The 24,713-nt window shown below is 50.0% G+C and carries 17 protein-coding genes and 1 other annotated feature; of the genes, 11 read left to right on the top strand and 6 right to left on the bottom strand.

Annotated features, from left to right (window positions below):
• The first annotated feature begins 34 nt into the window (after nt 1–34).
• The 4 genes from J4760_RS03870 (at nt 35) to J4760_RS03855 (ending at nt 5,922) form a co-directional block, all read left to right on the top strand.
• Nucleotides 35–547, top strand: a complete 513-nt coding sequence (locus J4760_RS03870) for a hypothetical protein (RefSeq protein ID WP_237604827.1) — start codon at nt 35–37, stop codon at nt 545–547.
• Nucleotides 548–648: 101 nt separating this feature from the next.
• Nucleotides 649–1,722 (top strand): AbrB family transcriptional regulator, encoded by a 1,074-nt coding sequence (locus J4760_RS03865; protein ID WP_237604826.1) that lies wholly within the window; start codon nt 649–651, stop codon nt 1,720–1,722.
• Nucleotides 1,723–1,756: 34 nt separating this feature from the next.
• Nucleotides 1,757–1,965 (top strand) — a binding site (T-box leader).
• A gap of 48 nt (nt 1,966–2,013) precedes the next feature.
• Nucleotides 2,014–4,641: a valine--tRNA ligase gene (locus J4760_RS03860; protein WP_237604825.1), complete on the top strand. Its 2,628-nt coding sequence runs from the start codon at nt 2,014–2,016 to the stop codon at nt 4,639–4,641.
• 3 nt (nt 4,642–4,644) lie between these two features.
• A complete protein-coding gene (locus J4760_RS03855; protein WP_145286604.1) occupies nt 4,645–5,922 on the top strand; it encodes a bifunctional folylpolyglutamate synthase/dihydrofolate synthase in 1,278 nt (425 codons plus the stop codon).
• 23 nt (nt 5,923–5,945) lie between these two features.
• On the opposite strand, the gene J4760_RS03850 is transcribed toward J4760_RS03855, so the two are convergent.
• Nucleotides 5,946–7,325 carry a YfcC family protein gene (locus J4760_RS03850; RefSeq protein ID WP_237604824.1) on the bottom strand — a complete coding sequence of 460 codons (1,380 nt, stop codon included), beginning with the start codon at nt 7,323–7,325 and terminating at the stop codon, nt 5,946–5,948.
• Nucleotides 7,326–7,483: 158 nt separating this feature from the next.
• Here J4760_RS03850 and J4760_RS03845 point away from each other — a divergent pair, with 158 nt between their 5' ends.
• The gene (locus J4760_RS03845) at nt 7,484–8,896 is read left to right on the top strand and encodes a YfcC family protein (RefSeq protein ID WP_237604823.1); all 1,413 of its coding nucleotides are present in this window, start codon (nt 7,484–7,486) and stop codon (nt 8,894–8,896) included.
• Between the two features lie 367 nt (nt 8,897–9,263).
• Here the strand turns inward: J4760_RS03845 and mscL are convergent, their stop codons facing one another.
• Nucleotides 9,264–9,647, bottom strand: a complete 384-nt coding sequence (mscL, locus tag J4760_RS03840; protein WP_145286596.1) for a large conductance mechanosensitive channel protein MscL — start codon at nt 9,645–9,647, stop codon at nt 9,264–9,266.
• Between the two features lie 246 nt (nt 9,648–9,893).
• Between mscL and J4760_RS03835 the strand changes: the two genes are divergently transcribed.
• On the top strand, nt 9,894–11,471 hold the full coding sequence (locus J4760_RS03835) for a glycine betaine uptake BCCT transporter (RefSeq protein ID WP_237604822.1): 1,578 nt from the start codon (nt 9,894–9,896) through the stop codon (nt 11,469–11,471).
• 187 nt (nt 11,472–11,658) lie between these two features.
• A complete protein-coding gene (gene acnA, locus J4760_RS03830) occupies nt 11,659–14,364 on the top strand; it encodes an aconitate hydratase AcnA (protein ID WP_237604821.1) in 2,706 nt (901 codons plus the stop codon).
• Between the two features lie 45 nt (nt 14,365–14,409).
• Here acnA and J4760_RS03825 read toward each other — a convergent pair whose 3' ends face one another.
• Complete coding sequence (locus tag J4760_RS03825) at nt 14,410–14,688, bottom strand: HesB/YadR/YfhF family protein (RefSeq protein WP_342782177.1); 279 nt, start codon at nt 14,686–14,688, stop codon at nt 14,410–14,412.
• 17 nt (nt 14,689–14,705) lie between these two features.
• A complete protein-coding gene (gene plsY / locus J4760_RS03820) occupies nt 14,706–15,290 on the bottom strand; it encodes a glycerol-3-phosphate 1-O-acyltransferase PlsY (RefSeq protein WP_145286585.1) in 585 nt (194 codons plus the stop codon).
• Nucleotides 15,291–15,491: 201 nt separating this feature from the next.
• On the opposite strand from plsY, the gene parE reads away from it, so the two are divergent.
• The 3 genes from parE to J4760_RS03805 all read left to right on the top strand — a co-directional run bounded on the left by parE (nt 15,492) and on the right by J4760_RS03805 (nt 21,417).
• On the top strand, nt 15,492–17,474 hold the full coding sequence (gene parE, locus J4760_RS03815) for a DNA topoisomerase IV subunit B (RefSeq protein WP_145286582.1): 1,983 nt from the start codon (nt 15,492–15,494) through the stop codon (nt 17,472–17,474).
• The gene (gene parC / locus J4760_RS03810) at nt 17,467–19,887 is read left to right on the top strand and encodes a DNA topoisomerase IV subunit A (protein ID WP_237604820.1); all 2,421 of its coding nucleotides are present in this window, start codon (nt 17,467–17,469) and stop codon (nt 19,885–19,887) included. The genes parE and parC overlap by 8 nt, the downstream gene beginning before the upstream one ends.
• A gap of 66 nt (nt 19,888–19,953) precedes the next feature.
• On the top strand, nt 19,954–21,417 hold the full coding sequence (locus J4760_RS03805; protein WP_145286578.1) for an alanine/glycine:cation symporter family protein: 1,464 nt from the start codon (nt 19,954–19,956) through the stop codon (nt 21,415–21,417).
• Between the two features lie 41 nt (nt 21,418–21,458).
• On the opposite strand, the gene J4760_RS03800 is transcribed toward J4760_RS03805, so the two are convergent.
• Complete coding sequence (locus tag J4760_RS03800; protein ID WP_237604819.1) at nt 21,459–22,415, bottom strand: DUF1002 domain-containing protein; 957 nt, start codon at nt 22,413–22,415, stop codon at nt 21,459–21,461.
• A 153-nt stretch (nt 22,416–22,568) separates the two neighbouring features.
• Between J4760_RS03800 and J4760_RS03795 the strand changes: the two genes are divergently transcribed.
• A complete protein-coding gene (locus J4760_RS03795; protein ID WP_237604818.1) occupies nt 22,569–23,582 on the top strand; it encodes an LCP family protein in 1,014 nt (337 codons plus the stop codon).
• Nucleotides 23,583–23,613: 31 nt separating this feature from the next.
• Here the strand turns inward: J4760_RS03795 and J4760_RS03790 are convergent, their stop codons facing one another.
• Entirely contained in the window at nt 23,614–24,618 is a 1,005-nt protein-coding gene (locus tag J4760_RS03790) for a cation diffusion facilitator family transporter (RefSeq protein ID WP_145286571.1), read from the bottom strand.
• Nucleotides 24,619–24,713 lie beyond the last annotated feature (95 nt).

The raw sequence follows: 24,713 nt of genomic DNA, 5'->3' as shown, positions 1-24,713 counted from the left end.
AATTGAAGATAACAGATAATTGGAGGTAGTTTGAATGGCGAATGACAAAGATAAGCGATTAACCCACAACGACAGCAACATCAAGGGCAAGAGAGAAGAAGATAAAGTCTACATCGAAGGTCAGAACAGAGAAATGATCGAGCAGAAGAAAATCAGCAAGAAGAATCCGCTTGTCTGGATCATTCCCATCATTCTCGTTCTGCTGATTGTACCGCTCATCATCCAGCAGGTAAGTGGCGGTCAGGGAGAAGAGGGCGGTTCCACGTCCACTTCATCCGGCGAGGAATCAGATGGTTCCGGAGGCGAGACTGAAGCATTGGACGAAGGACTGACCGAGGAGGATTCGACCGAAGAAGGTTCTACTGAAGAGGAAGGCAGTAGCGCCGATCAGGAAGAAGCGGATATCAACTCAGGCAGTGACGATGCCCAGCCGGACGGTGCAGATGGCGGAGAGGCAGAAGAAGGTGGAGCGTCCGAAGAATCCACTGAAGAATCAACTGAGGAATCTACTGAAGAAGAATCCACAGAAGAAGAAAGCTCCAACTAGTATGATGTACACCAACCCCGCTGCAGTCTACTCGGCGGGGTTGTTCTATGGCATTTTATTATTTAGGATTCCGAAATAATCAGTATGAAAGGAGGACGTCCATGAAATATCTCAACCTGTTCCTGCTGTTTCTGTCGGCAATCATCCTGTCGGCTCTGCTTCAATGGGCAGGGATGGTCATGCCATGGCTGTTCGGCGCCATGATTGCGACGGTCGTCTTCTACAGGATGGTGACTACCCATTTTCATTATCCGAAGTGGTTCGGCAATCTGGGGCTGATCATTATTGGAGTTGAAATCGGCTCGACGTTCACGCTCGAAACGCTTGCAGATATGGCGGAAGACTATATTACGATCATCATGCTGTCCCTCCTGATCATCGGACTGAGCCTCCTTCTTGCCGGGTTTTTCATGAGAATGACCGGATGTACACTGGAAACCGCAGTACTTGCTTCGATTCCAGGCGCACTGTCCCAGATGATCGTCATGGCTGAGGAGGAGAAACGGGCGGATCTGCTGCTTGTGACACTGACCCAGATGTCGCGCATTGTACTTGTAGTCATATTCGTTCCTTTGATTGCGAGTTTCACTGCAGGCAGTAATCTGACGGGCACAAACGAAGTCGCCTCTTCGCTTACATCGGTCGCAACCGTTGACATGCTGTGGATGCTGCTCGGTATTCCCGCTGTCATCTACATCATGACGCTGATGAAGTTTCCGGTACCGTATATGATCGGACCAATGCTTGTCGTTCTCACATGGAATGTGGTGACGGACTATACTTTTTCGGTCGATGTTTCATTCATGTATGCCGCCCAGCTGTTCTTCGGCATAAGGATCGGCCTTCAGATATCGACACTTGTCAACCAGCTCAACAAGCGGCTGATCCTGTCCATGCTGATCCAGAACATGCTGCTCATCATCGGTACATTGGGACTGGTCATGGTATTTCTGCTCATTTCGGAACATGACTTTACGGATCTGTTCTTGAGTGCAGCGCCCGGTGGTATCGGTCAGATCATCATTGTGGCTGTTGAAATGGGTGCCAATATCGCCATGATTTCAAGCTACCACATTTTCCGCATCTTTTTCATCCTTCTCATTGTGGCACCACTGATCAATATGCTGCTCAGAAAAAACAGGAAGCGGCGCCAGCATGCACATGATGGGACTTGACACCATCGAGACGTTCGCATAATATTGAAATCAAGGCAAATAGATGAATGGCAGAAGAGTAGTGGTATACGGGTGACAGAGAGCATGTGGGGGCTGTGAACATGCCGAAGTATATCACGAATGTAGTCTGCAGAGATCGGTTCTGAACATTCGAGTAGGAGCTGACGTCTGATGAGCGTTAATCATCCCAAGTGCAGCATTCGTGCTGAATTTAGGTGGTACCGCGGAGCTTCCGTCCTATGTTTTATGGACTGGAAGCTTTTTATTTTGTCCAAAAAAGGAGAGATTTATATGGAAATGTCCAAAAAGTACGATCCGAGATCTGTAGAAGAAGGTAAATATGAGAAGTGGGTCGAGTCAGGCTATTTCAAATCCGATGCACAGTCTGACAAGCCGCCGTTCTCCATCGTCATCCCGCCCCCGAATGTGACGGGCAAACTTCATCTCGGCCATGCGTGGGATACAACATTGCAGGATATCATTACACGGATGAAGCGGATGCAGGGGTATGAAGTACTCTATCTGCCGGGCATGGACCATGCCGGCATTGCGACCCAGGCCAAAGTGGAGGCGCGCATGCGTGAAGAAGGCCTCTCCCGCCACGATATCGGGCGTGAGAAGTTCCTCGAACAGGCATGGGACTGGAAAGAGGAGTATGCCGACTTCATCCGCAGCCAGTGGCAGAAGCTTGGCCTTGGCCTCGACTATGACAAGGAGCGCTTCACTCTGGATGAGGGTTTGTCGAAGGCGGTCAGAAAAGTATTTGTCGACATGTACAATAAGGATCTGATCTATCGCGGCGAGTATATCATCAACTGGGATCCGGAAACCCGGACGGCACTCAGTGATATCGAGGTCATCCATAAGGAGATTGAAGGCAACTTCTATCATGTCAGATACCCGCTGCCGGATGGCAATCATCTGGAAGTGGCAACAACACGCCCTGAAACAATGCTCGGGGATACGGCCATCGTCGTCCACCCCGAAGACGATCGCTACAAGCAGTATATCGGCAAGACGGTCACACTGCCGATCATGGAGCGCGAGCTGCCGATCATCTCGGACCCTTATGTCGATATGGAATTCGGTACGGGTGTCATGAAGGTGACACCGGCACACGATCCGAACGACTTCGTCCTCGGCGAGCGTCATGACCTCGAGCGCATCAACGTAATGAATGAAGACGGCTCAATGAATGAGCTGGCCGGCAAATATGCAGGCATGGACCGTTTCGACTGCCGCAAGGCACTGGTCAAAGATCTGGAATCGGAAGGATACCTTATCAAAGTGGAACCGCACGTCCACTCCGTCGGCCATTCGGAGCGCAGTGGTGCCGTCGTCGAACCTTACCTGTCGACGCAGTGGTTCGTAAAAATGGATGAACTGGCGAAGAAGAGTCTGGACAACCAGGACTCCGATAACGCAGTCAATTTTGTCCCTGAACGCTTCGACTCCACTTTCCGCCGCTGGATGGGCGATATCCGCGACTGGGTCATCTCCCGCCAGCTCTGGTGGGGTCATCAGATTCCGGCCTGGTATCATAAGGACTCCGGCGAAATATATGTCGGCATGGAGCCGCCGACGGATGCCGACAACTGGGTTCAGGACGAGGATGTCCTCGATACGTGGTTCTCAAGTGCCCTATGGCCGTTCTCCACGATGGGCTGGCCGGAAGAGACTGAGGACTTGAAGAAATTCTTCCCGACGAATGTCCTTGTTACAGGATATGACATCATCTTCTTCTGGGTGGCCAGAATGATCTTCTCCTCCCTCGAGCATACCGGCGAGAAGCCGTTTGACGATGTGCTGCTCCATGGTCTGGTCAGGGATGAACAGAACCGCAAGATGTCTAAATCCCTCGGCAATGGCGTCGACCCGATGGATGTCATCGAGAAGTACGGTGCAGATGCGCTGAGGTACTTCCTGGCGACAGGATCGACACCGGGACAGGATCTCAGATATTCCGACGAGAAGGTGGAATCGGTCTGGAACTTCATCAACAAGATCTGGAATGCATCCAGATTCAGCATGATGAATATCGGTGAGGACTTCGGCATGGACGATATCGATCTCGAAGGGGAGAAGTCGCTCGCTGACGAGTGGATTCTGACCCGTCTGAATGAAACCATCGGCAACGTGACACAGCTCTCCGAACACTACGAATTTGGTGAAGTGGGGCGTCTGCTGTACAACTTCATCTGGGATGACTTCTGCGACTGGTACATCGAGATGGCCAAAGTGCCGATGACCGAAGGTACTGAAGCGGAGAAGGCGATGACGCGCTCTGTTCTGCTGCATACACTGGACAGCATCCTGAAGATGCTGCACCCGTTCATGCCGTTTGTGACTGAGGAGATATACCAGGCGATTGAAGCAGACCGTACGATTGTCACGAGCGAATGGGCGAAGGCGCATACGCACCTCAGCAATCCGACTTCAAAAGATGGCATGGCACTGCTTGTGGACATCATCAAGTCGGTACGACAGACGAGAAACGAAGTGAATGCACCACTGTCGAAACCAATCGATATATTCATTGAAGTGAAAGATGTTACGAGACGTGAAATCATAGAGACGAACCGCCACTATATCGAACGCTTCTGCAACCCGAGTGCACTAGAAATCGCTTCTGAAATTTCGACCGAAGAGGATGTCAAGGCGGATGTGGTCAATGGCGCAACCGTCATCCTGCCGCTTTCCGGCCTGATCGATATGCAGGAGGAGATTGCACGCCTTGAGAACGAACAGAAACGTCTCGATGGCGAACTGAAGCGTGTCGCAGGGAAACTTGGCAATGACCGGTTTGTCGCCAATGCACCAGCGGACGTAGTGGAAAAGGAAAGAGAGAAGCAGCTTGGCTATCAGGCCCAGTACAATGAGGTCACAGAACGGCTTGACAGCTTGAAAAGAAAGGGATAGGCCATGAACTACCAGGAAGGATTGGATTGGATCCACGAAAGAATCAAATTCGGCATCAAACCCGGTGTCAGACGGATGGAATGGATGCTCGAGCGGCTCGGCAATCCTGAGCGGAACATCAACGGCATCCATGTCGTCGGTACAAACGGCAAGGGCTCTACGGTGTCCTATATGAGAAATGCACTGAACCGGAATGACTATACTGTCGGCACATTCACTTCACCATACATCGAGACGTTCAATGAACGCATCTCGGTGGATGGCAGCCCGATATCGGATGGTGAGCTCATCGAGCTGATCGAGATCGTCAAGCCGGCAAGCGAAGCAATGGAGCTTGAAACGGAGCTCGGAACCGCAACGGAATTTGAAATCATCACCATGATGATGTTTGTCCACTTCGGTGCGCTGAAGCCGGTCGACTATGTCATCGTGGAGGCGGGTCTTGGAGCAAAACACGACTCGACCAATGTCTTCATGCCCATCATGACGGTGCTGACAAGCATCGGACTCGATCATACGAGTATTCTTGGGGATACGCTGCTTGATATTACGAAGGATAAGAGCGGAGTCATCAAACCCGGCATTCCACTCGTCTTCAGCGTAAAGGATCAGGTATCGCGCGAATATATCCATAAGGTGCTTGAAGATAATGATGCGAAAGGCATAGAACTCGATCGGGATATTATCCTCATGCCGAATAACGGCGAATTCCAGTTCCAGTATGCGCACTATGATTTTCAGGATATAAAGCTCGGCATGGTGGGCAGACACCAGAAGGAGAATGCCTCCCTTGCCATTGCTGCGCTGCTCGAGCTTCATGAGCGAGGAAAAGCTGTGCTTGATTTCAATAAGATGATCCATGGCATCGAGGAGACATCCTGGCCCGGACGCATCGAGACTGTGAGCACCGATCCACTTGTCATCATCGATGGGGCACACAACAGGGAATCGATGAGAGCACTTGTGGAAACGATGGAAAGGCAGTACAGTGATAAAAAAATTACAGTGCTGTTCTCAGCCATCGAAGGTAAACCGCTGTCCGATATGGTGGATATGCTCGGAGAGATTGCAGCATCGTTCCATGTGACGGACTTCGATTTCCAAAAATCGCTGTCCAAGGAGCATATATTTGAAAAAGTGAACCATCCCGACAAGTCGATGGTGGCCGACTATATCTCATTCATCGAAGCATTTGAAGGGGATCTGCTGCTTGTGACGGGCAGTCTCTACTTCATCAGTGAAATCAAACAATACTACAACAATAAAGACACTGGATCCTGAAGGATCCAGTGTCTTTATTCATGCTAGAAGGGACCGTAATTGATCCACAGGCTGATCACCATGAAAGCACCGCCTGCAATCACCCACACAAGCATGATCGGCCAGACGAAGCGCAACCACTTCTCATAAGGGATGTTGGCAATGCTGAGCCCGGCCATCAGAATGGCTGATGTCGGGAAAAGGTAGTTCGCAAGTCCATCCCCCATCTGGAAGGCAAGCACCACGGACTGGCGGGAGACACCGACAATGTCTCCGATCGGTGCCAAGAGCGGTATGGTGGTTGCCGCCTGTCCGGATCCCGACGGAATGAAGAAGTTGATCATGAACTGGGTCAGGAACATGCCGACTGCGGCAACTGAGGCGGGCAGGCCTTCAAGAATCGTACTGATGGAGAAGATGATCGTATCGATGATGGTGCCATCCTCCAGTATGAGCAGGATGCATCGCGCAAGTCCGACGATCAGAGCACCGAATGTCACTTCCTTTGCACCTCTGATGAAATCTTCGGCGATGCCGTTCGGCGAATTGCCGCCGACAAGTCCCGATATGATTCCCATGGCCAGGAATATGGCCGCCAGGTCGGTGCCGGTGGACCAGCCCTGCACAACACCGTATATGATCAGACCGAATCCCGAGAATGTAATCAGAAGTACAAGAATATGCCTCATGGTCAGCTCTTTGAATTCATACGTTTCGTTCTGTGCAGTCCTTTCCAGTCCATAGACATAGCTGTTGTTCATGTCCTTCTGGACACGCCTGCCGTAACGATAGACGAAGAATGCCGCGATGAGCACGAACACCAGCTGCACGATGATCCTATAGAACATGCCGGAAAAAAGCGGCAGTTCAGCGATCTGCTGCGCCACGCCGACGGTGAAGATGTTCATGAATCCCCCCGAGAAGCCGGCAGCGGCACCAAGCGCCACCATGGCCATGCCGGTCATGGCGTCCATGCCGAGCGAGCGTGCAAGCATGATGCCCATCGGAATGAAGATCAGTGTCGATTCAGCCATTCCGAAAGTCGCACCGCCGAACGAAAAGATCAGCATCGTCAGCGGAATCAGAATGACTTCGCGATCTTTGAGCAGAGAGACGACCTTGTTGATGCCCGCCTCGATGGCGCCTGTTCCGTTGATCATGCCGAAGGCGCCGCCGATGATGAATATAAGGAAGATGATACCTGCGGCATCCGTCATGCCTTCAGGAACACTGCGGAAGATTTCGGTCCAGTGTACAGGTGTCTGTTCCGTATACTGGAATGAAGTTTCATCAACGACAAGCGTGCCGTTTTCATTCTCGTATCTTTCATATTCCCCAGCCGGAATGATATAGCTCATGACCATCGCCAGAATGATGATGGCATATATCAGCACGAATGCATGGGGTATTTTTATGTATTTCATTCTGAATCCCCTTTCAATAGATCTCTATTCAATTATACTTCACGATTCGATGATGGCAACCGCAATTACCCAAATAATTGGAGAGTTCAAATAATACAGTCTTTTCATGTTTCGAAATATCTGTATAATGGAAATATCAATTCTTTAGGAGAGATACTATGAATAAAGGAGATACCAGGAAAGAACCTGCACCGGGGTTCAGGTTCCCGCATACGTATGCGATTCTTTTCGCGGTGGTCATCATCGCTGCGGCACTGAGCTATGTCATACCGGCCGGGGAATTCGAAAGAGTGGAAGTGGGGGACAGGACGGAAGTTGTACCGGGCAGCTATACGAATGTCGAGCAGAGTCCTGTATCCTTCTTCGAGCTTTTCAAGGCCATTCCGACGGGTCTGATAGATGGTGCCAGTATTATTTTCTATATTTTTCTTGTAGGGGGCGCGTTCGGCATCATCCGGGCGACAGGTGCCATCGAAGCCGCCATCCAGAAGGTGATGGTTGCGGTGAAGGGCAGGGAGAAGCTGATGATTCCGGTGATCATGCTTGTATTTTCAATTCTCGGCTTTACGACTGGCATGTCCGAGGAAGCAATCATATTCGTTCCGATCGGCATCGTACTGGCTACAGCACTCGGCTATGATGCGATAGTCGGGACGGCGATGGTGACGCTCGGTGCGGCTGCTGGATTCATCGGCGGCATGCTCAACCCATTTACCGTCGGCATTGCCCAGCAGATCGCTGAGCTGACGATCTTTTCAGGATGGGGCTTCAGAACCATCGTCTATCTGGCGGTACTCGGAACAGGCATCCTCTATGTGATGCATTACGCCAAGAAGGTGCAGAAGAATCCGGAATCGAGTCTTGTATATGAAGAATCGAAAAAGGGCATGGTCAACTTTACAGACGATGTCATGGATTTCGAAGCACTCAGGAAGCGGCACATAATGATTCTTGCCACATTCGTTCTCGGCATCATCATCAATGTCTACGGCATCTTCCAGTATGGCTGGTTCCTTACGGAACTGTCCGCCAACTTCTTCCTGATCGGACTGATTGCGGGACTGGTGGGCGGAATGAGGATCAATGACATTTTTGATGCATTCATTGATGGCATGAAGCTTGTCGTCTATGGCGCAATCATTGTCGGATTTGCACGTGCCATTGTCGTCGTACTCGAATCCGGTGTCATCATAGACTCGGTCATCCACGGCATGAGCAGCATTCTAGATTTCCTGCCACCATCCATTACAGCACTCGGCATGCTGGTCATACAGGTCATCATCAACTTCTTCATTCCATCCGGTTCAGGCCAGGCCATGACGACAATGCCGATCATGACGCCGATTGCAGACCTGCAGAATGTATCAAGGCAGGTTGCAGTGCTGGCATACCAGTATGGGGACGGCATCACCAACACGATCATACCGACATCCGCTTCGCTGATGGGAGTACTCGCTGTATCCGGAATCCCATATATCAAATGGGTGCGGTTCGTATGGAAAGTGACTGTGCTGTGGCTTGTCATCGCTGCAGCGGCTCTGGTAGTCGCCACCATCCTCGGCATTTCGTGAAAAAAGCACGTTCAGTCCACAATTTTGGATGGAACGTGTCAGATTGTAGACAAAGTCGTTGTAGAATGACATGTCTGCAGTCTTTTTTTGGGAGATGGGATTGGGTGTGGTATGGTAATGGCGCCAATTCACCATCGTGGGCGTTGCCATGGCAAGTTAGCGAGTAAACTTCAACTCCGCTCGTCCATCCCCAAACAAATCTGATGAAAACAGCACAAAAAGCCGCCCCTCCGTACACACTGGAACAAATCCAGTCTGCCGGGGGCGGCTTCGTCTCCATCTATAGCTGCTTCGACGGCGTCCAGCATCAGTCGACACCCTAAAACGTTTCATCCATCAAAATTTTGGACTGAACGTTTTTTTAATTTTATGCCCCAGTCTGATCTTTTTTCAAGGCGTCCCTAATCTCCCTCAGCAGAACAACCTGCTCGTCTTCTGCCACCTCGACTTCTTCTTCTTTCTTGACGAGTCTGTTTTGTGTCAGCACGTTGACTGCCTTGACGAATGCGAATACGGCGACACCGATGATGAGAAAGTCGATAATTGCCTGGATGAACACACCGTATGTAATGCCTCTGTATGCCCATTCCGACGTAAAGTCGGTATTGCCGAAAATGAGGGCGATGGACGGCATGATTATATTTTCAACGAGTGCAGTGACAATCTTGCTGAATGCTGCACCTATTACGACAGCGACAGCCAGATCGATGACGTTGCCTCTCAATATGAAACTTTTGAATTCCTGCCACATGGTCGGTTTCCTCCTGTAGTCATATAGTGATTTTGAAGTGAGATATCATATTATCATAACATATGGATATAGGCACAATCATGAATGTAATATTCCTGTAAAATTATTAATTCATTCTGGTTAAGCGGTTACAGTCGGGAATTCAATTTGCCAGACCATGTGTAATATGCTAACATGAGTAATTGTTTTGTAAGGTTCATTACAAATAGTAAATTGATAATCACATAAACCAAAAGGAGGAATATCATGAATGAGAACAGCAAAACAAAGCTGACTCCAGTTTTCTGGATTGCGCTTGCCATTGTTTCAGCACTTGTGCTGTACGGGGTTTTCTTCTCGGACAGCTTCGAAAGTGTGACAAGCAGCATGCAGGCATTCATTACGAACAACTTCAGCTGGTACTATGTATCGCTGACAACCATCTTCATCGCTTTCTGTCTGATTTTTGTATTTACACCGATGGGGCAGATTCGTCTCGGCAAGCCGACAGATAAACCGGAGTTCAAAACCCTGTCATGGTTTGCGATGCTTTTCAGTGCCGGCATGGGTATCGGTCTTGTATTCTGGGGAGCTGCCGAACCGATCAGCCACTATTTTACACCACCGACAGCAGCACCTGAAACAGACGAAGCAATGAAAGAGTCTCTCAGAAGATCATTCTTCCACTGGGGCTTCCATGCTTGGGCAGTGTACGCAGTTGTAGGACTGGCACTTGCCTTTGCACAGTTCAGACGTAACCAGCCGGGATTGATCTCAAGCACTCTGAGACCGATTCTTGGGAAGCACGTTGACGGTCCGATTGGTACAACAGTCGATGTCATTGCGGTATTCGCCACAATTGCTGGTGTTGCAACTTCCCTTGGACTTGGTGTCAGACAGATCAATGGCGGACTGAACTATCTGTTCAATATCCCTAATAATATTTATGTACAGATCATCATCATCACTATAATTACAGTGCTGTTCATGGCCAGTGCTTGGTCCGGCCTGTCAAAAGGAATCCAGTATTTGAGTAACGCCAATATGATACTGGCAGGACTGCTGATGATCTTCACACTCGTCCTTGGGCCGACTGTCCTGATTCTGAACATGTGGACGGATACTTTCGGTTCCATGGCGACCAACTTCATCGGCATGAGCTATGATGTGGCACCGTTGAATGAGGATAAGAGTGCCTGGCTCGGTTCCTGGACAATCTACTACTGGGGCTGGTGGATGGCGTGGAGCCCATTCGTCGGCATATTCATCGCCCGCGTATCGAAGGGTCGCACCATCCGTGAATTCGTTCTTGCTGTAATGCTTGGACCGGCTGCTGTCAGCTTCCTATGGTTCAGCATCTTCGGTGTGACTGCCATCGATTCCCAGATGACAAACGGCGGGTACGCAGATCTTGCGACCGAAGTCGTGCTGTTTGAAGTATTCAGCAATTTGCCTATGGGTCTGATTGTCTCGATTGTTGCAGTGCTTCTGATCGGTACATTCTTCATCACATCTGCAGACTCGGCAACGTTTGTACTCGGTATGCAGACGACAAATGGTTCACTGACACCACCAAACAAGGTCAAGATGATCTGGGGTGTTGCCCAGGTGCTGATTGCAGTCGTGCTGCTGATGGGCGGGGGATTGACCGCACTGCAGGCATCATCAATCATTTCGGCATTCCCGTTCTCGATCATTCTGATACTCATGATGGTTTCGACCTATAAGGACATAGCCAAAGAGCAAAGGTCATTGAATCTCCTTCACGAGCCTGACTATGAAGGCACAGAGTATGAGAAGCTGATGAAAGATCACGAAAAGGAACAGGCGCAGAAGAACCAGTAGACGCATAGATTAATATATAGTTATGAAAACGGCCTATAAAGATAAGTTATGCTTATCATTATAGGTCATTTTTTTGTATCGTAATCATGTCCGAATCGTGTCGCGTTTCGTTTACATCCCTATTGTAAAGATATACAATTGAAATGAACGGTCATATGACTGGAATATTGATAGGGGGCTATTAGAAATGAGTCAAAATGTTAGTGAAGCGGCCAGAAAGTCGTTCAGCGTCAATGGCAAGGACTACGACTACTACAGTCTGAAGACTTTGACTGAACGCGGCATGTCCGAAACGCACAAGCTGCCATACTCCGTCAGAGTACTTCTTGAATCAGTACTTCGCCAGTATGATGGCAGTGTCATCAAGGACGAGCACATCGAATCCCTGGCAACGTGGGATCAGGGTGATAACGAAGGAAAAGAAGTGCCATTCAAACCGTCACGTGTCATCCTTCAGGATTTCACCGGTGTACCGGCAGTTGTCGACCTCGCATCTCTGAGAAAAGCAATGGATGATGTCGGAGGCGACGTACAGAAGATCAACCCGGAAGTACCTGTGGATCTCGTCATCGACCACTCCGTTCAGGTCGATGCCTATGGTACCGACGATGCACTCAGACAGAACATGGAGCTCGAGTTCGAAAGAAACCAGGAGCGCTACGAGTTTCTGCACTGGGCAACAAAAGCATTCGACAACTATAAGGCCGTTCCACCGGCAACAGGCATTGTCCACCAGGTCAACCTCGAGTACCTGGCCAATGTAGTCCATGTGAAAGAAGAGGGCGATGCACGCGTTACATTCCCCGATACACTTGTCGGAACAGACTCCCATACAACGATGATCAACGGTCTCGGTGTACTCGGATGGGGTGTAGGTGGTATTGAAGCTGAAGCCGGCATGCTCGGCCAGCCTTCCTATTTCCCGGTGCCTAAAGTTGTCGGCGTACGCATGACCAATGCACTGCCTGAAGGCGCAACAGCAACCGATCTGGCGCTCCGTGTCACTGAGCTGCTCAGAAAACAGGGTGTTGTCGGCAAATTCGTCGAATTCTTCGGCCAGGGCGTAACAGAACTGCCACTTGCCGACCGTGCAACCATCGCGAACATGGCACCTGAATATGGTGCAACATGCGGTTTCTTCCCGGTTGACGATGAAACACTTGAATACATGAAACTGACGGGCCGCAGTGAAGAGCACTGTGATGTCGTCAAAGCATACCTCAAGGAAAATGATATGTACTTCGACCCGGCAAACGAACCTGTATACAGCGAAGTGGTCGATCTGGACCTTTCCACTGTCGAACCTTCCCTGGCTGGACCGAAGCGTCCGCAGGATCTGATTACACTGTCCGACATGAAGGCAGAGTACAGGAAATCCGTCACAGCGGAAAGCGGCAATCATGGCCATGGTCTTGATGAAGCCGAGTTCGATAAGACGGCGACAGTCAACTTCAAAGACGGCAAAGACGTTGAAATGAAGACCGGCGACCTTGTCATCGCAGCCATCACATCATGTACCAACACATCCAACCCATACGTCATGCTCGGTGCGGGTCTCGTCGCCAAGAAGGCTGTGGAAAAAGGTCTGGAAGTCCCTGCATATGTAAAGACTTCACTGGCCCCGGGTTCCAAAGTCGTTACCGGTTATCTGGATGATTCCGGACTGCAGGAATACCTCGACCAGCTCGGCTTCAACCTTGTCGGCTACGGCTGTACAACATGTATCGGAAACTCCGGTCCACTGCTCCCGGAAATTACGGATGCAATCACTGAAAATGATCTGCTCGTGAGCTCCGTACTTTCCGGAAACCGTAACTTCGAAGGCAGAATCCACCCGCTTGTCAAAGCGAACTATCTGGCATCTCCACCGCTTGTTGTGGCATATGCACTGGCAGGTACAGTGGACATCGACCTGAAGAATGAACCGCTTGGCAAGGACAAGGAGGGCAATGATGTCTTCATGAAGGATATCTGGCCTTCCACTCAGGAAGTCAAAGATGCTGTAATGGGCAACGTCAGCCCTGAGCTGTTCAGAAAAGAGTATGAGCAGGTATTCGATGCCAATGAAATCTGGAATAATATCGAAACGACAGATGCCCCACTTTATGATTTCGACCCGGATTCCACGTATATCCAGAATCCATCATTCTTCCAGAACCTTTCAGCGGAAGCGGGAACGGTCGAGTCACTCAATGGACTCCGTGTTCTCGGCAAATTCGGAGACTCGGTCACAACCGACCACATCTCACCTGCAGGCGCAATCGGCAAGGATACACCAGCCGGCAAATGGCTGATCGAACAAGGTGTATCACCGAGGAACTTCAACTCCTACGGTTCCCGTCGTGGCAACCATGAAGTCATGCTGCGTGGTACGTTCGCCAACATCCGCATCCGCAACAAGATAGCGGACGGCAAGGAAGGCGGATTCACAACGTACTGGCCGACCGGCGAAGTGATGAGCATCTATGATGCAGCCATGAAATACCAGGAGGATGGAACAGGTCTTGTCGTCCTCGCCGGTGACGACTACGGCATGGGCTCAAGCCGTGACTGGGCTGCGAAAGGGACAAATCTCCTTGGCGTAAAAGCGGTCATTGCTGCAAGCTATGAGCGTATCCACCGCTCGAATCTCGTCATGATGGGCGTACTGCCATTGCAGTTTGTCGATGGCGAAGACGCAGACTCCCTCGGGTTCGATGGCAGTGAAACATTTGATATCAAAGTGGATGAAAATGTCATGCCTGGACATATCCTTGATGCTGTCGCAACGAACGAAGCAGGAGAAAAGACTGACTTCAAAGTCAAAGCACGCTTCGACTCCGAAGTCGAGGTCGACTACTACCGCAATGGTGGTATCCTGCAGCTTGTCCTCAGAAACAAACTCAAAGCATAGAAACTTAAAAAGGCGCATCTCCTGATCAGGAGATGCGCCTTTTGCTTATTTGCTGTTGAATATGATTTCATCTTCATCCGAATCAATGATCAGCTCTGTATCTTCAAAATACCAGAGGTCGGATTCCTTGATGAAAATCTGAAGTCCTTCAAATTCATATACTTTACTGTCAGAGGGGATGCGCTCTACCGTCAGTGCCGGGGAAAATCCTTGTTTCAGCTGTGTCTCTCCACCGTATCTTACATAGATGTTGACGCCCTGTCCTGCGTTTGGTTCCAGTTCTTCCTTCATCCAATCAAGTGCACGATCTGTAACTTCTAGCATTTTCATCATCCCTTCTGCTACATGAATGTAATCTTGCTTTCTGTCCCGTCTATTATACGTCTAATGTTGGAGATATGTCTAACAACAATTACTACAGCGATGATAAAAGAAAAAGCGATGAGTAGAGGATCTCTGAAGATCAGCGAAAGTATGAAGAAGAGCACTGCACTGACCATGCTGGAAAGGGATACATATTTGCTGATTTTCAATGTGATCAGGAAAGCCGCCAGCAGCAGGATGAAAAGAATGGGGTTGTATGCAAGTACAGCACCCCCACTTGTTGCCACAGCCTTTCCCCCTTTGAACTTAAGAAAGATCGAATACACATGACCAAGGGCTGCGACAAGTCCAGGGATGAAAATATGCATATCCGGATCCAGTAGCATTGCAGCAAGCACCGGGATGGCACCTTTGAGCATATCGAGCAGAAGAACAACAATACCCGCTTTCTTTCCGAGAATCCTGAAAGTATTGGTTGTTCCGATGTTCCCGCTGCCATGCTGCCGAATATCAATTTTATAAAACCATTTGCCGATAAGCAGACTGAAAGGCACGGACCCTAGAAGATAGCTCAACACCAGGAGTATTATGATCATTTCCATTTTAAAACCCCTTTATTATCAGGTACTAACAGTTTACCATAAAATTTTGATGAGGCATAACAAAACATAGTTTACAATAATATTATTATGTAAACTAGTTTCAGTATTTGAAACGATTATGGTTGCAATCATGGAGGTTTTGTATAAAAATAGAACATGAGATAAAAATAACGAACGTATGTTTGTAGGAGGATATCAGATTTGGCAGGACAGAATACTTATAATGATGATTCGATTCAAATACTGGAAGGTCTGGATGCCGTAAGGAAAAGACCGGGAATGTATATCGGCTCGACCGACCATAGGGGGCTTCACCATCTGGTGTATGAAATCACCGACAACTCGGTGGATGAGGTCATCAATGGCCATGGGGACGAGATCAGCATTACAATCAACCCGGATGAAAGCATCACTGTCCGGGATAATGGACGCGGCATGCCGACAGGCATGCATACTTCAGGGAAACCAACACCTGAAGTCATCTTCACTGTGCTTCATGCGGGCGGCAAGTTCGGCGCCGGCGGCTACAAGACATCGGGCGGGCTGCACGGTGTCGGTGCCTCGGTGGTGAATGCCCTGAGCGAATGGGTGAAAATCAGGATCTTCCGGGATGGGAAGATTCATGAAATGTCATTCAAGGACGGCGGCAAGCTGGACCGGCCTCTCGAAGTGACAGGCAAGACAAGGGAGACAGGGACGGAAGTGACTTTCAGACCGGATGGGGAAATCTTCAAGTCCGGCACAGTATTCAATTTTGAGACAATCATGGAGCGCATGCGCGAATCGGCCTTTCTTCAGAAGGGGCTGAAGATCTCCATCACCGACAGACGCCCGGAAGCGCCGCTTGAGGAAACTTTCAAGTACGATGATGGACTGAAGGCTTTCATCAATTTTCTGAATGAAGGCAAGGATGCCATCGGTGATGTCGTCATGTTTTCGGGTGAATATAATGATATTGTGGCTGAAGTGAGCTTCCAGTATAACGACCAGTACACGGAAACGCTGATTTCGTTCGTCAATAACGTACGGACGAAAGATGGCGGCACACATGAGATCGGCTTCAAGACCGGCTTTACGCGTGTCTTCAATGAGTATGCACGCAAGATCAATGAACTGAAGGACAAAGATAAGAATCTTGAAGGCAATGACATCCGCGAAGGGTTGACGGCGGTCATTTCAGTGAAGATTCCTGAGAACCTGCTCCAGTTCGAGGGGCAGACGAAGAGCAAACTCGGTACCAGTGAAGCCCGTAATGTCATGGAGTCGCTGATGAGTGAGCATCTGCCATACTTCCTCGAGGAGAATGGGCCACTCAGCACCCAGCTCGTCAAGAAGGCACTCAAGGCAAGGAATGTCAGGGAGACCGCAAGAAAAGCGCGTGAAGAGGCAAGGAACGGCAAGAAACGCCGCAAGGATACGCTGCTGTCCGGCAAACTGACACCTGCCCAGAGCCGCAACTCCAAAAAGAATGAACTGTATCTTGTCGAGGGTGACTCGGCAGGGGGCTCCGCCAAGCAGGGCCGGGACAGAAGATTCCAGGCCATCCTGCCGCTGCGCGGCAAGGTCATCAATACGGAGAAGGCAAGATTCGAAGATATATTCAAGAATGAAGAAATCAATACCATCATTCATACGATCGGTGCCGGTGTCGGTACCGAATTCAATGTGGAGGATTCGAACTACGACAAGATCGTCATCATGACCGATGCGGATACGGACGGCGCCCACATCCAGGTGCTTCTGCTGACGTTCTTCTTCAATTATATGCGTCCGCTCTTTGATGCAGGAAAGATCTATATTGCAATGCCGCCGCTCTTCCAGCTGAAGACGCGCGGCAAGAAGAAAGCCGACGTCAGATATGTGTGGACCGAAGACGAACTGGTCCAGGCACAGAAGGAAATGGGGAAAAATATCGACCTGCAGCGCTACAAGGGGTTAGGTGAAATGATGCCGGACCAGCTGTGGGAAACGACCATGGATCCCGAAACACGTACGCTCATCCAGGTACAGGTGGAAGATGAAGCACTGTCGCTGAAGCGTGTGACGACGCTGATGGGCGATAATGTCCAGATGCGCAGAAAGTGGATCGAATCCAATGTCAGTTTCACGCTCGAGGATGCAGACAGCATACTGGGCAAGGACGACGTCACGAAATTTGCAGAAAGTGGTGAAATGAATGACTGAACAAGTCCAGCGGATGCAGCTTGAAGATGTCATCGGCGACCGTTTCGGCCGCTACAGCAAGTATGTCATCCAGGATCGTGCCATCCCTGACGTCAGAGATGGTCTGAAACCGGTACAGCGGCGCATTCTGTACGCCATGTACAAGGAAGGCAACACGTATGAGAAAGGGTTCCGGAAAAGCGCCAAGACAGTCGGCAACGTCATCGGCAACTATCATCCGCACGGGGATTCCAGTGTTTATGAAGCGATGATCCGGCTGTCGCAGGAATGGAAGATGCGCGAAGGGCTGATCGATATCCACGGCAACAAGGGCAGTGTCGACGGCGACCCGCCTGCTGCCATGCGATATACAGAAGCAAGGCTGTCCGAAATATCGAATGAGATGCTCAGGGACATCAATAAGAATACGGTCCAGTTCATCAACAACTTCGATGATACGGAAATGGAGCCGACTGTACTTCCGTCCAAATTTCCGAATCTGCTGGTGAACGGTTCGACCGGAATATCCGCCGGTTATGCGACGGATATTCCGCCGCACAATCTTGGTGAGGTCATCGATGCCACACTGAAGATGATCGACAAGCCGAATACAAGCGTCGAGGAATTGATGGAAGTCGTCAAAGGTCCTGACTTTCCGACCGGTGGCACCATCCAGGGTGTGGACCAGATCAGGAAAGCCTATGAGACGGGACGCGGCAAGATCATCGTACGCAGCAAGGTGCGCACCGAGGATACAAGAGGCAGCAAGACGCTCATCATCATCGAGGAGCTGCCCTTTGAAGTGAACAAGGCCAACCTTGTCAAAAAGATGGATGAAATTCGTGCGGACCGCAATGTCGACGGCATACTCGAAGTCCGGGATGAGACGGACCGTGAAGGACTGCGCATCGTTGTTGAAGTGAAGAAGGAAGCGAATGTCGAAGGCATCATCAACTACTTCTACAAGAAGACCGATCTGCAGGTGTCATATTCCTTCAACATGGTGGCGATCAGCGACCGGGCGCCGAAGCAGCTCGGACTGAAAGAGATACTGACGAGCTACATCGCCCACCAGAAGGCGGTCATCCTCAACCGCTCACGGCATGAACTTTCGGAAGCCGAACGCCGGATGCATATCATCGAGGGTCTGATGAAGGCACTGTCCATCCTGGATGAGGTCATCCGGGTCATCAGGGAGTCGGACAACAAGCGCAATGCCAAGGAGAATCTGGTGGAGGCCTTCAGCTTCACAGAAGCCCAGGCCGAAGCCATCGTCATGCTCCAGCTGTACCGTCTGACGAATACGGACATCGTGGAACTTGAGACGGAGCACAATGAACTGGACTATACCATCAACCAGCTGCGTGACATCCTCTCTAATGAGAAGCAGCTGGCGAAGGTGATTAAAAAGGAACTCAGGGATATCAGGAAGAAATATGCGACACCACGTAAAAGTATGGTGGAGGACGAGATAGAGACCATCGAACTCGAAAAGGAAGTCCTCATCGCAAAAGAGGAAGTGGTCGTTTCGCTGACGCGTGAAGGCTATGTGAAGCGGACGAGCCAGAGAAGCTATAATGCGAGCACACCGGAGGAGATCGGAATGAAGGAAGACGATCAGGTGCTGCTTGTCTGTCAGGCCCATACGCTTGAACATATGCTTGTGTTCACGAACCACGGCAACTACATGATCATTCCGGTGCATGAACTGCCGGATATCCGCTGGAAGGATAACGGCCAGCATCTTTCGAACCGCTTCAGACTCGGAGCGAAGGAAGTGCCTGTTGCGGCCTTCGTCGTTGAAGGATACGGGGATGATGTCTCCGTTGTGACGACGACCAGACAGGGGCAGATCAAAAAGACCGGGCTGAAAGCCTATGAAGCAACCCGCATCAGACGTCCAATCTCGGGCATCAACCTCAAGAAGGACGATGCTGTCATCAGTGTCGAGCTTGCCGATGCGGCAGCAGATGTACTGCTGGTTACGGAAAAAGGGATTTCCCTCAGATACCCGCTGTCCGATGTCAATGCGACGGGACTGAAGGCCCAGGGCGTGAGAGCAATACAGCTCAAGGCGGATGATAGCCTGGCATTTTCCGGTCTCATCACAAATGAGAAGTTTCTTGTGACCGTCACCCAGCGGGGGGCAGTGAAGCGCACAGCCATCGATACGTTTGAAGCGGGCGGCCGGGCACAGGTCGGGAGTACGCTGCTCAAGGAAATCAAATCGAAGCCGCACCGTATCATCGGCGCACGCCTCATCGAAAACAATATAGACATGACACTCTTCTCGGCTGGATCAAGCTTTGATATTGATGCCAGATCCATCCGTGTCAGCGGCAAATATGCCAATGGTTCCTTTGTTGTCGATGAGAATGAATTCGGTGAAGTGGAAAGTGTCGTTTTTGAAAATCCGGTACTTGGAAACCAGTAAAATCAATTTCTTTCTTCATAGCACTTTCGTCAATGATATAATGGAAATTATCTCAGGAGGTGCAATATGGATTTTGAAGGGATAATACCCGAATGGTTTAAAACTTTTGTCGAAGTCGGCAACTCGCTTCTATGGGGAGACTTCCTCATAGGACTGCTGATCGTCGCAGGTCTTTATTTTTCAATCAGTTCCAAGTTCGTCCAGTTCAGATGGTTCAAGGAAATGTTCCATGTGCTGACGGAAAAGGGAGAAGCACTGCCGGATGGCCGGAAGGGGATTTCCCCGTTCCAGGCATTTACTATCAGTGCAGCTTCCCGTGTCGGGACTGGAAATATCGCAGGGGTAGCCACTGCGATTGTACTCGGTGGCCCGGGTGCCATCTTCTGGATGTGGATTGTTGCATTCTTTGGTGCAGCCACTGCGTTTTTCGAATCCACACTCGCGCAGGTCTATAAGGTGAAGGATGCTGAAGGCGGGTTCCGCGGGGGGCCGGCCTACTACATGGAGAAGGGACTCAACCAGAAATGGCTGGGGTTGCTTTTCGCCGTTCTGATCACCATCACTTTTGGTTTTGTGTTCAATGGATTGCAGGCAAATACGATTGCGCATGCCTATGAACAGGCCTTCAATGTGGACCGGTGGATCATCGGCCTCATCGTTGCCGCCCTTGCCGGACTGGTCATCTTTGGTGGTGCGAAATGGATTGCGAACGTTACCGGATATATTGTGCCGGTGATGGCCATCATCTATCTGGGTGTGGTCTTCGTCATTCTGATCATCAATTACGACCAGATCATACCGATGCTTGGAAGAATCTTTACAAATGCTTTCGGCATTCGTGAAGTATTCGGTGGTGCTGTCGGTGCTGCGATACTCAACGGCTTCCAGCGGGGACTTTTCTCCAATGAAGCGGGTATGGGTTCTGCACCGAACGCAGCAGCATCCTCAGCAGTCAGCCACCCGGTCAAACAGGGTCTCATACAATCGCTTGGTGTCTTCTTCGATACGATGATCGTATGTACTGCGACAGCAATCCTTATCCTCATGTATACCGATTTGAGTTTTGGTGCAGATGCTGTGCAGGGAATCGAAGTCACACAGATGGCAATGACCGAGCAGATCGGTTCATTCGGTGCCACATTCATTGCGATTGTCATCCTGCTGTTTGCCTACAGTTCCATTCTTGGCAACTATTTCTATGGGCAGAGCAATCTATACTACATCAAGGAGAACCGTGTGCTACTGTTCGTATTCAAAATACTCGTGGTCGTCATGATCTTCGTCGGTTCCGTCATGGATCTCGATACGGCATGGGCGACAGCTGATCTGTTCATGGCGCTGATGGCCGTGACCAACCTGGTCGCCGTATTCGGTCTGAGCAACGTCGTCTGGCAAGTCGCAGCCGACTACAAGAAGCAGCTCAAACGTGGCGAAAATCCGGTATTCCAGACGAACAACATCAGAGCAGACCTCACTTCTGTCGATGAATGGGGCGAAAACAGATACGCCTACAGGGATAATGAAAGATGATTGCATAAATGAAAGGGCAGACCATGAGGTCTGCCCTTTTTCTAGTTGAATAGTGATCTGAAGAATGAGACGACGCGGTCGAAGAAGTTCGATACGGCTGTCCTGAATGATTCCCAGGCGCTCGATTCCTGGATTTCCTGTCCCAGCGATTCCGCCTGGTCGACTGCATTTTTGAATGAATCGCTCGAAGTGATCTGATCGATCAGATTCTGGGCGCTATCTTTCAGTACCTGCGCTTCTTCGCTCTGGAAGAGTCCGGAATTCTGTATCTGTTCGATGAGAGCGACGATCCTGTCGATCTGCGCCTGTGTCAGAATGCCGTCCAGACCATTGGCCGCCATCTGTTCATCGACGATATTCCGTATCTCCGATTCCGCCAGGTTCCCGCCCTGATTGATGACCTCGATTTTGATGTCGGTGATCATCTTGTTGAGCTGTTCCTGGGAGAATCCTGCAACACTGCTGTTCTCTTCTGTAATCTCCGTGATGGTGCCGAGCTCCTCCTGGGCATTCTGTGTACGCTCGGTATCTATGGCCTCGCCCTGGGCCTCATAGGCCTTGTAGATGCCTGCAAGGGCACTCTCGCCGGTGACGTCCTGCGCAGCACCAATCACGACCTGTGCGTCCGTAATGCCTGAAGTGAGCAGTGCGTTCTTGTATGTCTCTTCAGTGATCTGGGTGATCTGCCCCATGCTTTCATCCACGGTGATATCGAGTCCATATCCCTGGTCCTGCTGGATGATGCGTATGCTCGACTTCAGTACATCATCGCTGTAGTTCATGCCGATATATTCCTGCACGTCTTCGCTGTAGACATAGGCGACCTTATCACTTTCTGCAGCGCCCAGTATTTCACGTGTGGATTCCTGGAGCTGTGGATCATTTTCGAGCGCCGCACCATATACGGTGACCGCTTCATTCCACTCTGTAGCGGCTTCGGCCCGGCCCGGTGCAAGCAGCAGCAGTGCCATCGCGAGCGGTAGTAGTTTTCTGATCATATCAATCCCTCTTTTCTTATGGATATTCTACTATATGGAGCCTGTCCATAACAATTTATTATATGCTTGTCCGGATGAAGACAATATAATTTCTTTATTATTCGGCGGAAAACAGTTAGAATGATTGGGTATATAGATGACAGGAGCATGATTATGGAAAATGAATACAGACGTTCCGGAAGACCGGAGCATAATAATATAAAAAAGAAGAAGCGTATGAGGAAGCGGACGCTCATTCCGCTCATACTGCTGGCGGTGCTCATCGCTCTGGTCCTCTACGTGTTCTTCTCATACCAGTCGGGATTGAAGATTGCCGAGGAGAATGGTGTGGAACAGGAGACGTTCGAATTCAACGGGGATGACAATAATGATGGCAAGAAGAATATTCTGCTGCTTGGTGCAGACCGTGAGGTGGATGGCACCCAGCGGACGGACGTCATCATGCTTGCCCAGTACGACTTCATGAACAAGGAGATGAAACTGGTATCTCTCATGCGCGATATTTATGTGGATATCCCCGGCTACCAGAGCTATAAGATCAATTCGGTCTATTCGCTTGGCGGGGTGGAGCTGCTCAGGCAGACCATCGAGCAGAACTTCGGCATTGAAGTGGAGGAGTATGCAGTGGTGGACTACCAGGCATTCGAATCGGTCGTTGATGTCATCAATAGAAATGGTATCACCATAGATGTCGAGAAGGACATGTCTGCAAAGATCGATACGGAGCTGAAGCAGGGAGAGCAGCAGCTTGGTGGTCAGGACCTTCTGGCCTATGCCCGCTTCCGTCATGACGCAGAAGGCGACTTCGGCCGTGTCAGACGCCAGCAGCAGGTGATCAATGCACTGAAGGATGAGGCCCTCAGTGTTGGCAACATTTTCAAACTGCCCAAAATTGCAGGAACGGCCATGGGACACGTCAATACCAGCATGAGCAATGGGGAGATGTACAGGATGATGGCGTCATTCCTCGTAAGAAGTGACAAGAACATCGAGACCCTCACGCTGCCGGTGGAGAATACCTACCAGTTCGTTGATATTCCGCACGCTGGAAATGTCATCGATCTTGACTTCGAGACCAACAGCCAGTATCTCCATGATTTCCTCGAAGGAAATGTAGAGGACGCAGAGGCGCTTGAACCGAGTGCAGAAGACCCGGCTGGCGAATAAAAAAAGGATGGCGTAATCGCCATCCTTTTTATTATGCATCCTGTCCTGGTTTCTGATCCATTTCATTCTGCGTTTCCGGCCATGTCCTTTTGCCGTCATTCAATTCGAATTCCATGTTCACATCCGTGACGTGCTTCTGTTCCATGATGATTTTTTCTATTTCGTTGCGGATGTCATTTACTTCCCTTGAAGTGAGGTCCGGATCGATTTCTGCGACCACTTCGACGTGGAGGTTGTCCCCTTCCTTCAGAACAAACAGTTTTCTGATATCCTCTATCGCGTCGTGGCGGAGCACAATCTGTGAAATGCGCTCCTCCATGTGCGGGTCGTGTTCACCGAGTACACCGGCTGCATTTTCCATGAATACCCTGTATACGATATAGAACATCATCAGACCGATGATGACGGATGCAATCCCTTCACTCGGTGCAAACCCTGTGAAACGGGCGATCAGTATGGCAATGATTGCGAGGAGGGCGCCGGCTGTTGCGACGGTGTCCTCCATGAATACGAGCTTTGTCGCCGGCTTGGCCCGGCTCAGGTGCACGAAGCTTGAAGTCAGCGGCTTCAGTCCTCCATATGGCTGTCCCGCCTGCTCGAGAACCTCCTTGCCTGCCTTGTACAGTACAAAACTTTCAAGAATTGCGGCAATTGCAAGGACACCGATATTGATCAGCAGCATCGTGGTATCCGTTTCGGTCGGAAGCGGCTCTACAATATGATGTATGCCTTCGCGTATGGTTTCATATGATAATATCGCAACGACAATGATGGCGAACAGACAGACAAGATTTACAAGTCGCCCGAAGCCGAATGGGAATCTTTCTGTCGGTGCTTTCTTCGACAGGCTTGAACCGATGTATACAAAAAGCTGGTTGATGGCATCCCCGAGGGAGTGCATCATTTCTGCAAACATTGCAACATTGGCAGTAAAGATGAATGCGACTCCTTTAAGGCCTGCAATGATGAAGTTGACAATGGATGCAATGAGCGATGATTTGCTGCCCTGCTTGAGCAGATTGAAAATATCTTTCAATATGGTTTCCTCCTTTTGAAATTGTATAATATACCATACCCCGTCTTTCCCTGATTATCTGCGATTAATCATCATTTATGTTTCGGGGTTGTATT

Origin of the sequence: Salinicoccus sp. ID82-1, assembly GCF_021991715.1 — a bacterium.
Lineage (GTDB): Bacteria > Bacillota > Bacilli > Staphylococcales > Salinicoccaceae > Salinicoccus > Salinicoccus cyprini.
The sequence above is the reverse complement of the archived record's forward strand: the minus strand, read 5'-3'. Positions and strand labels throughout refer to the sequence as shown.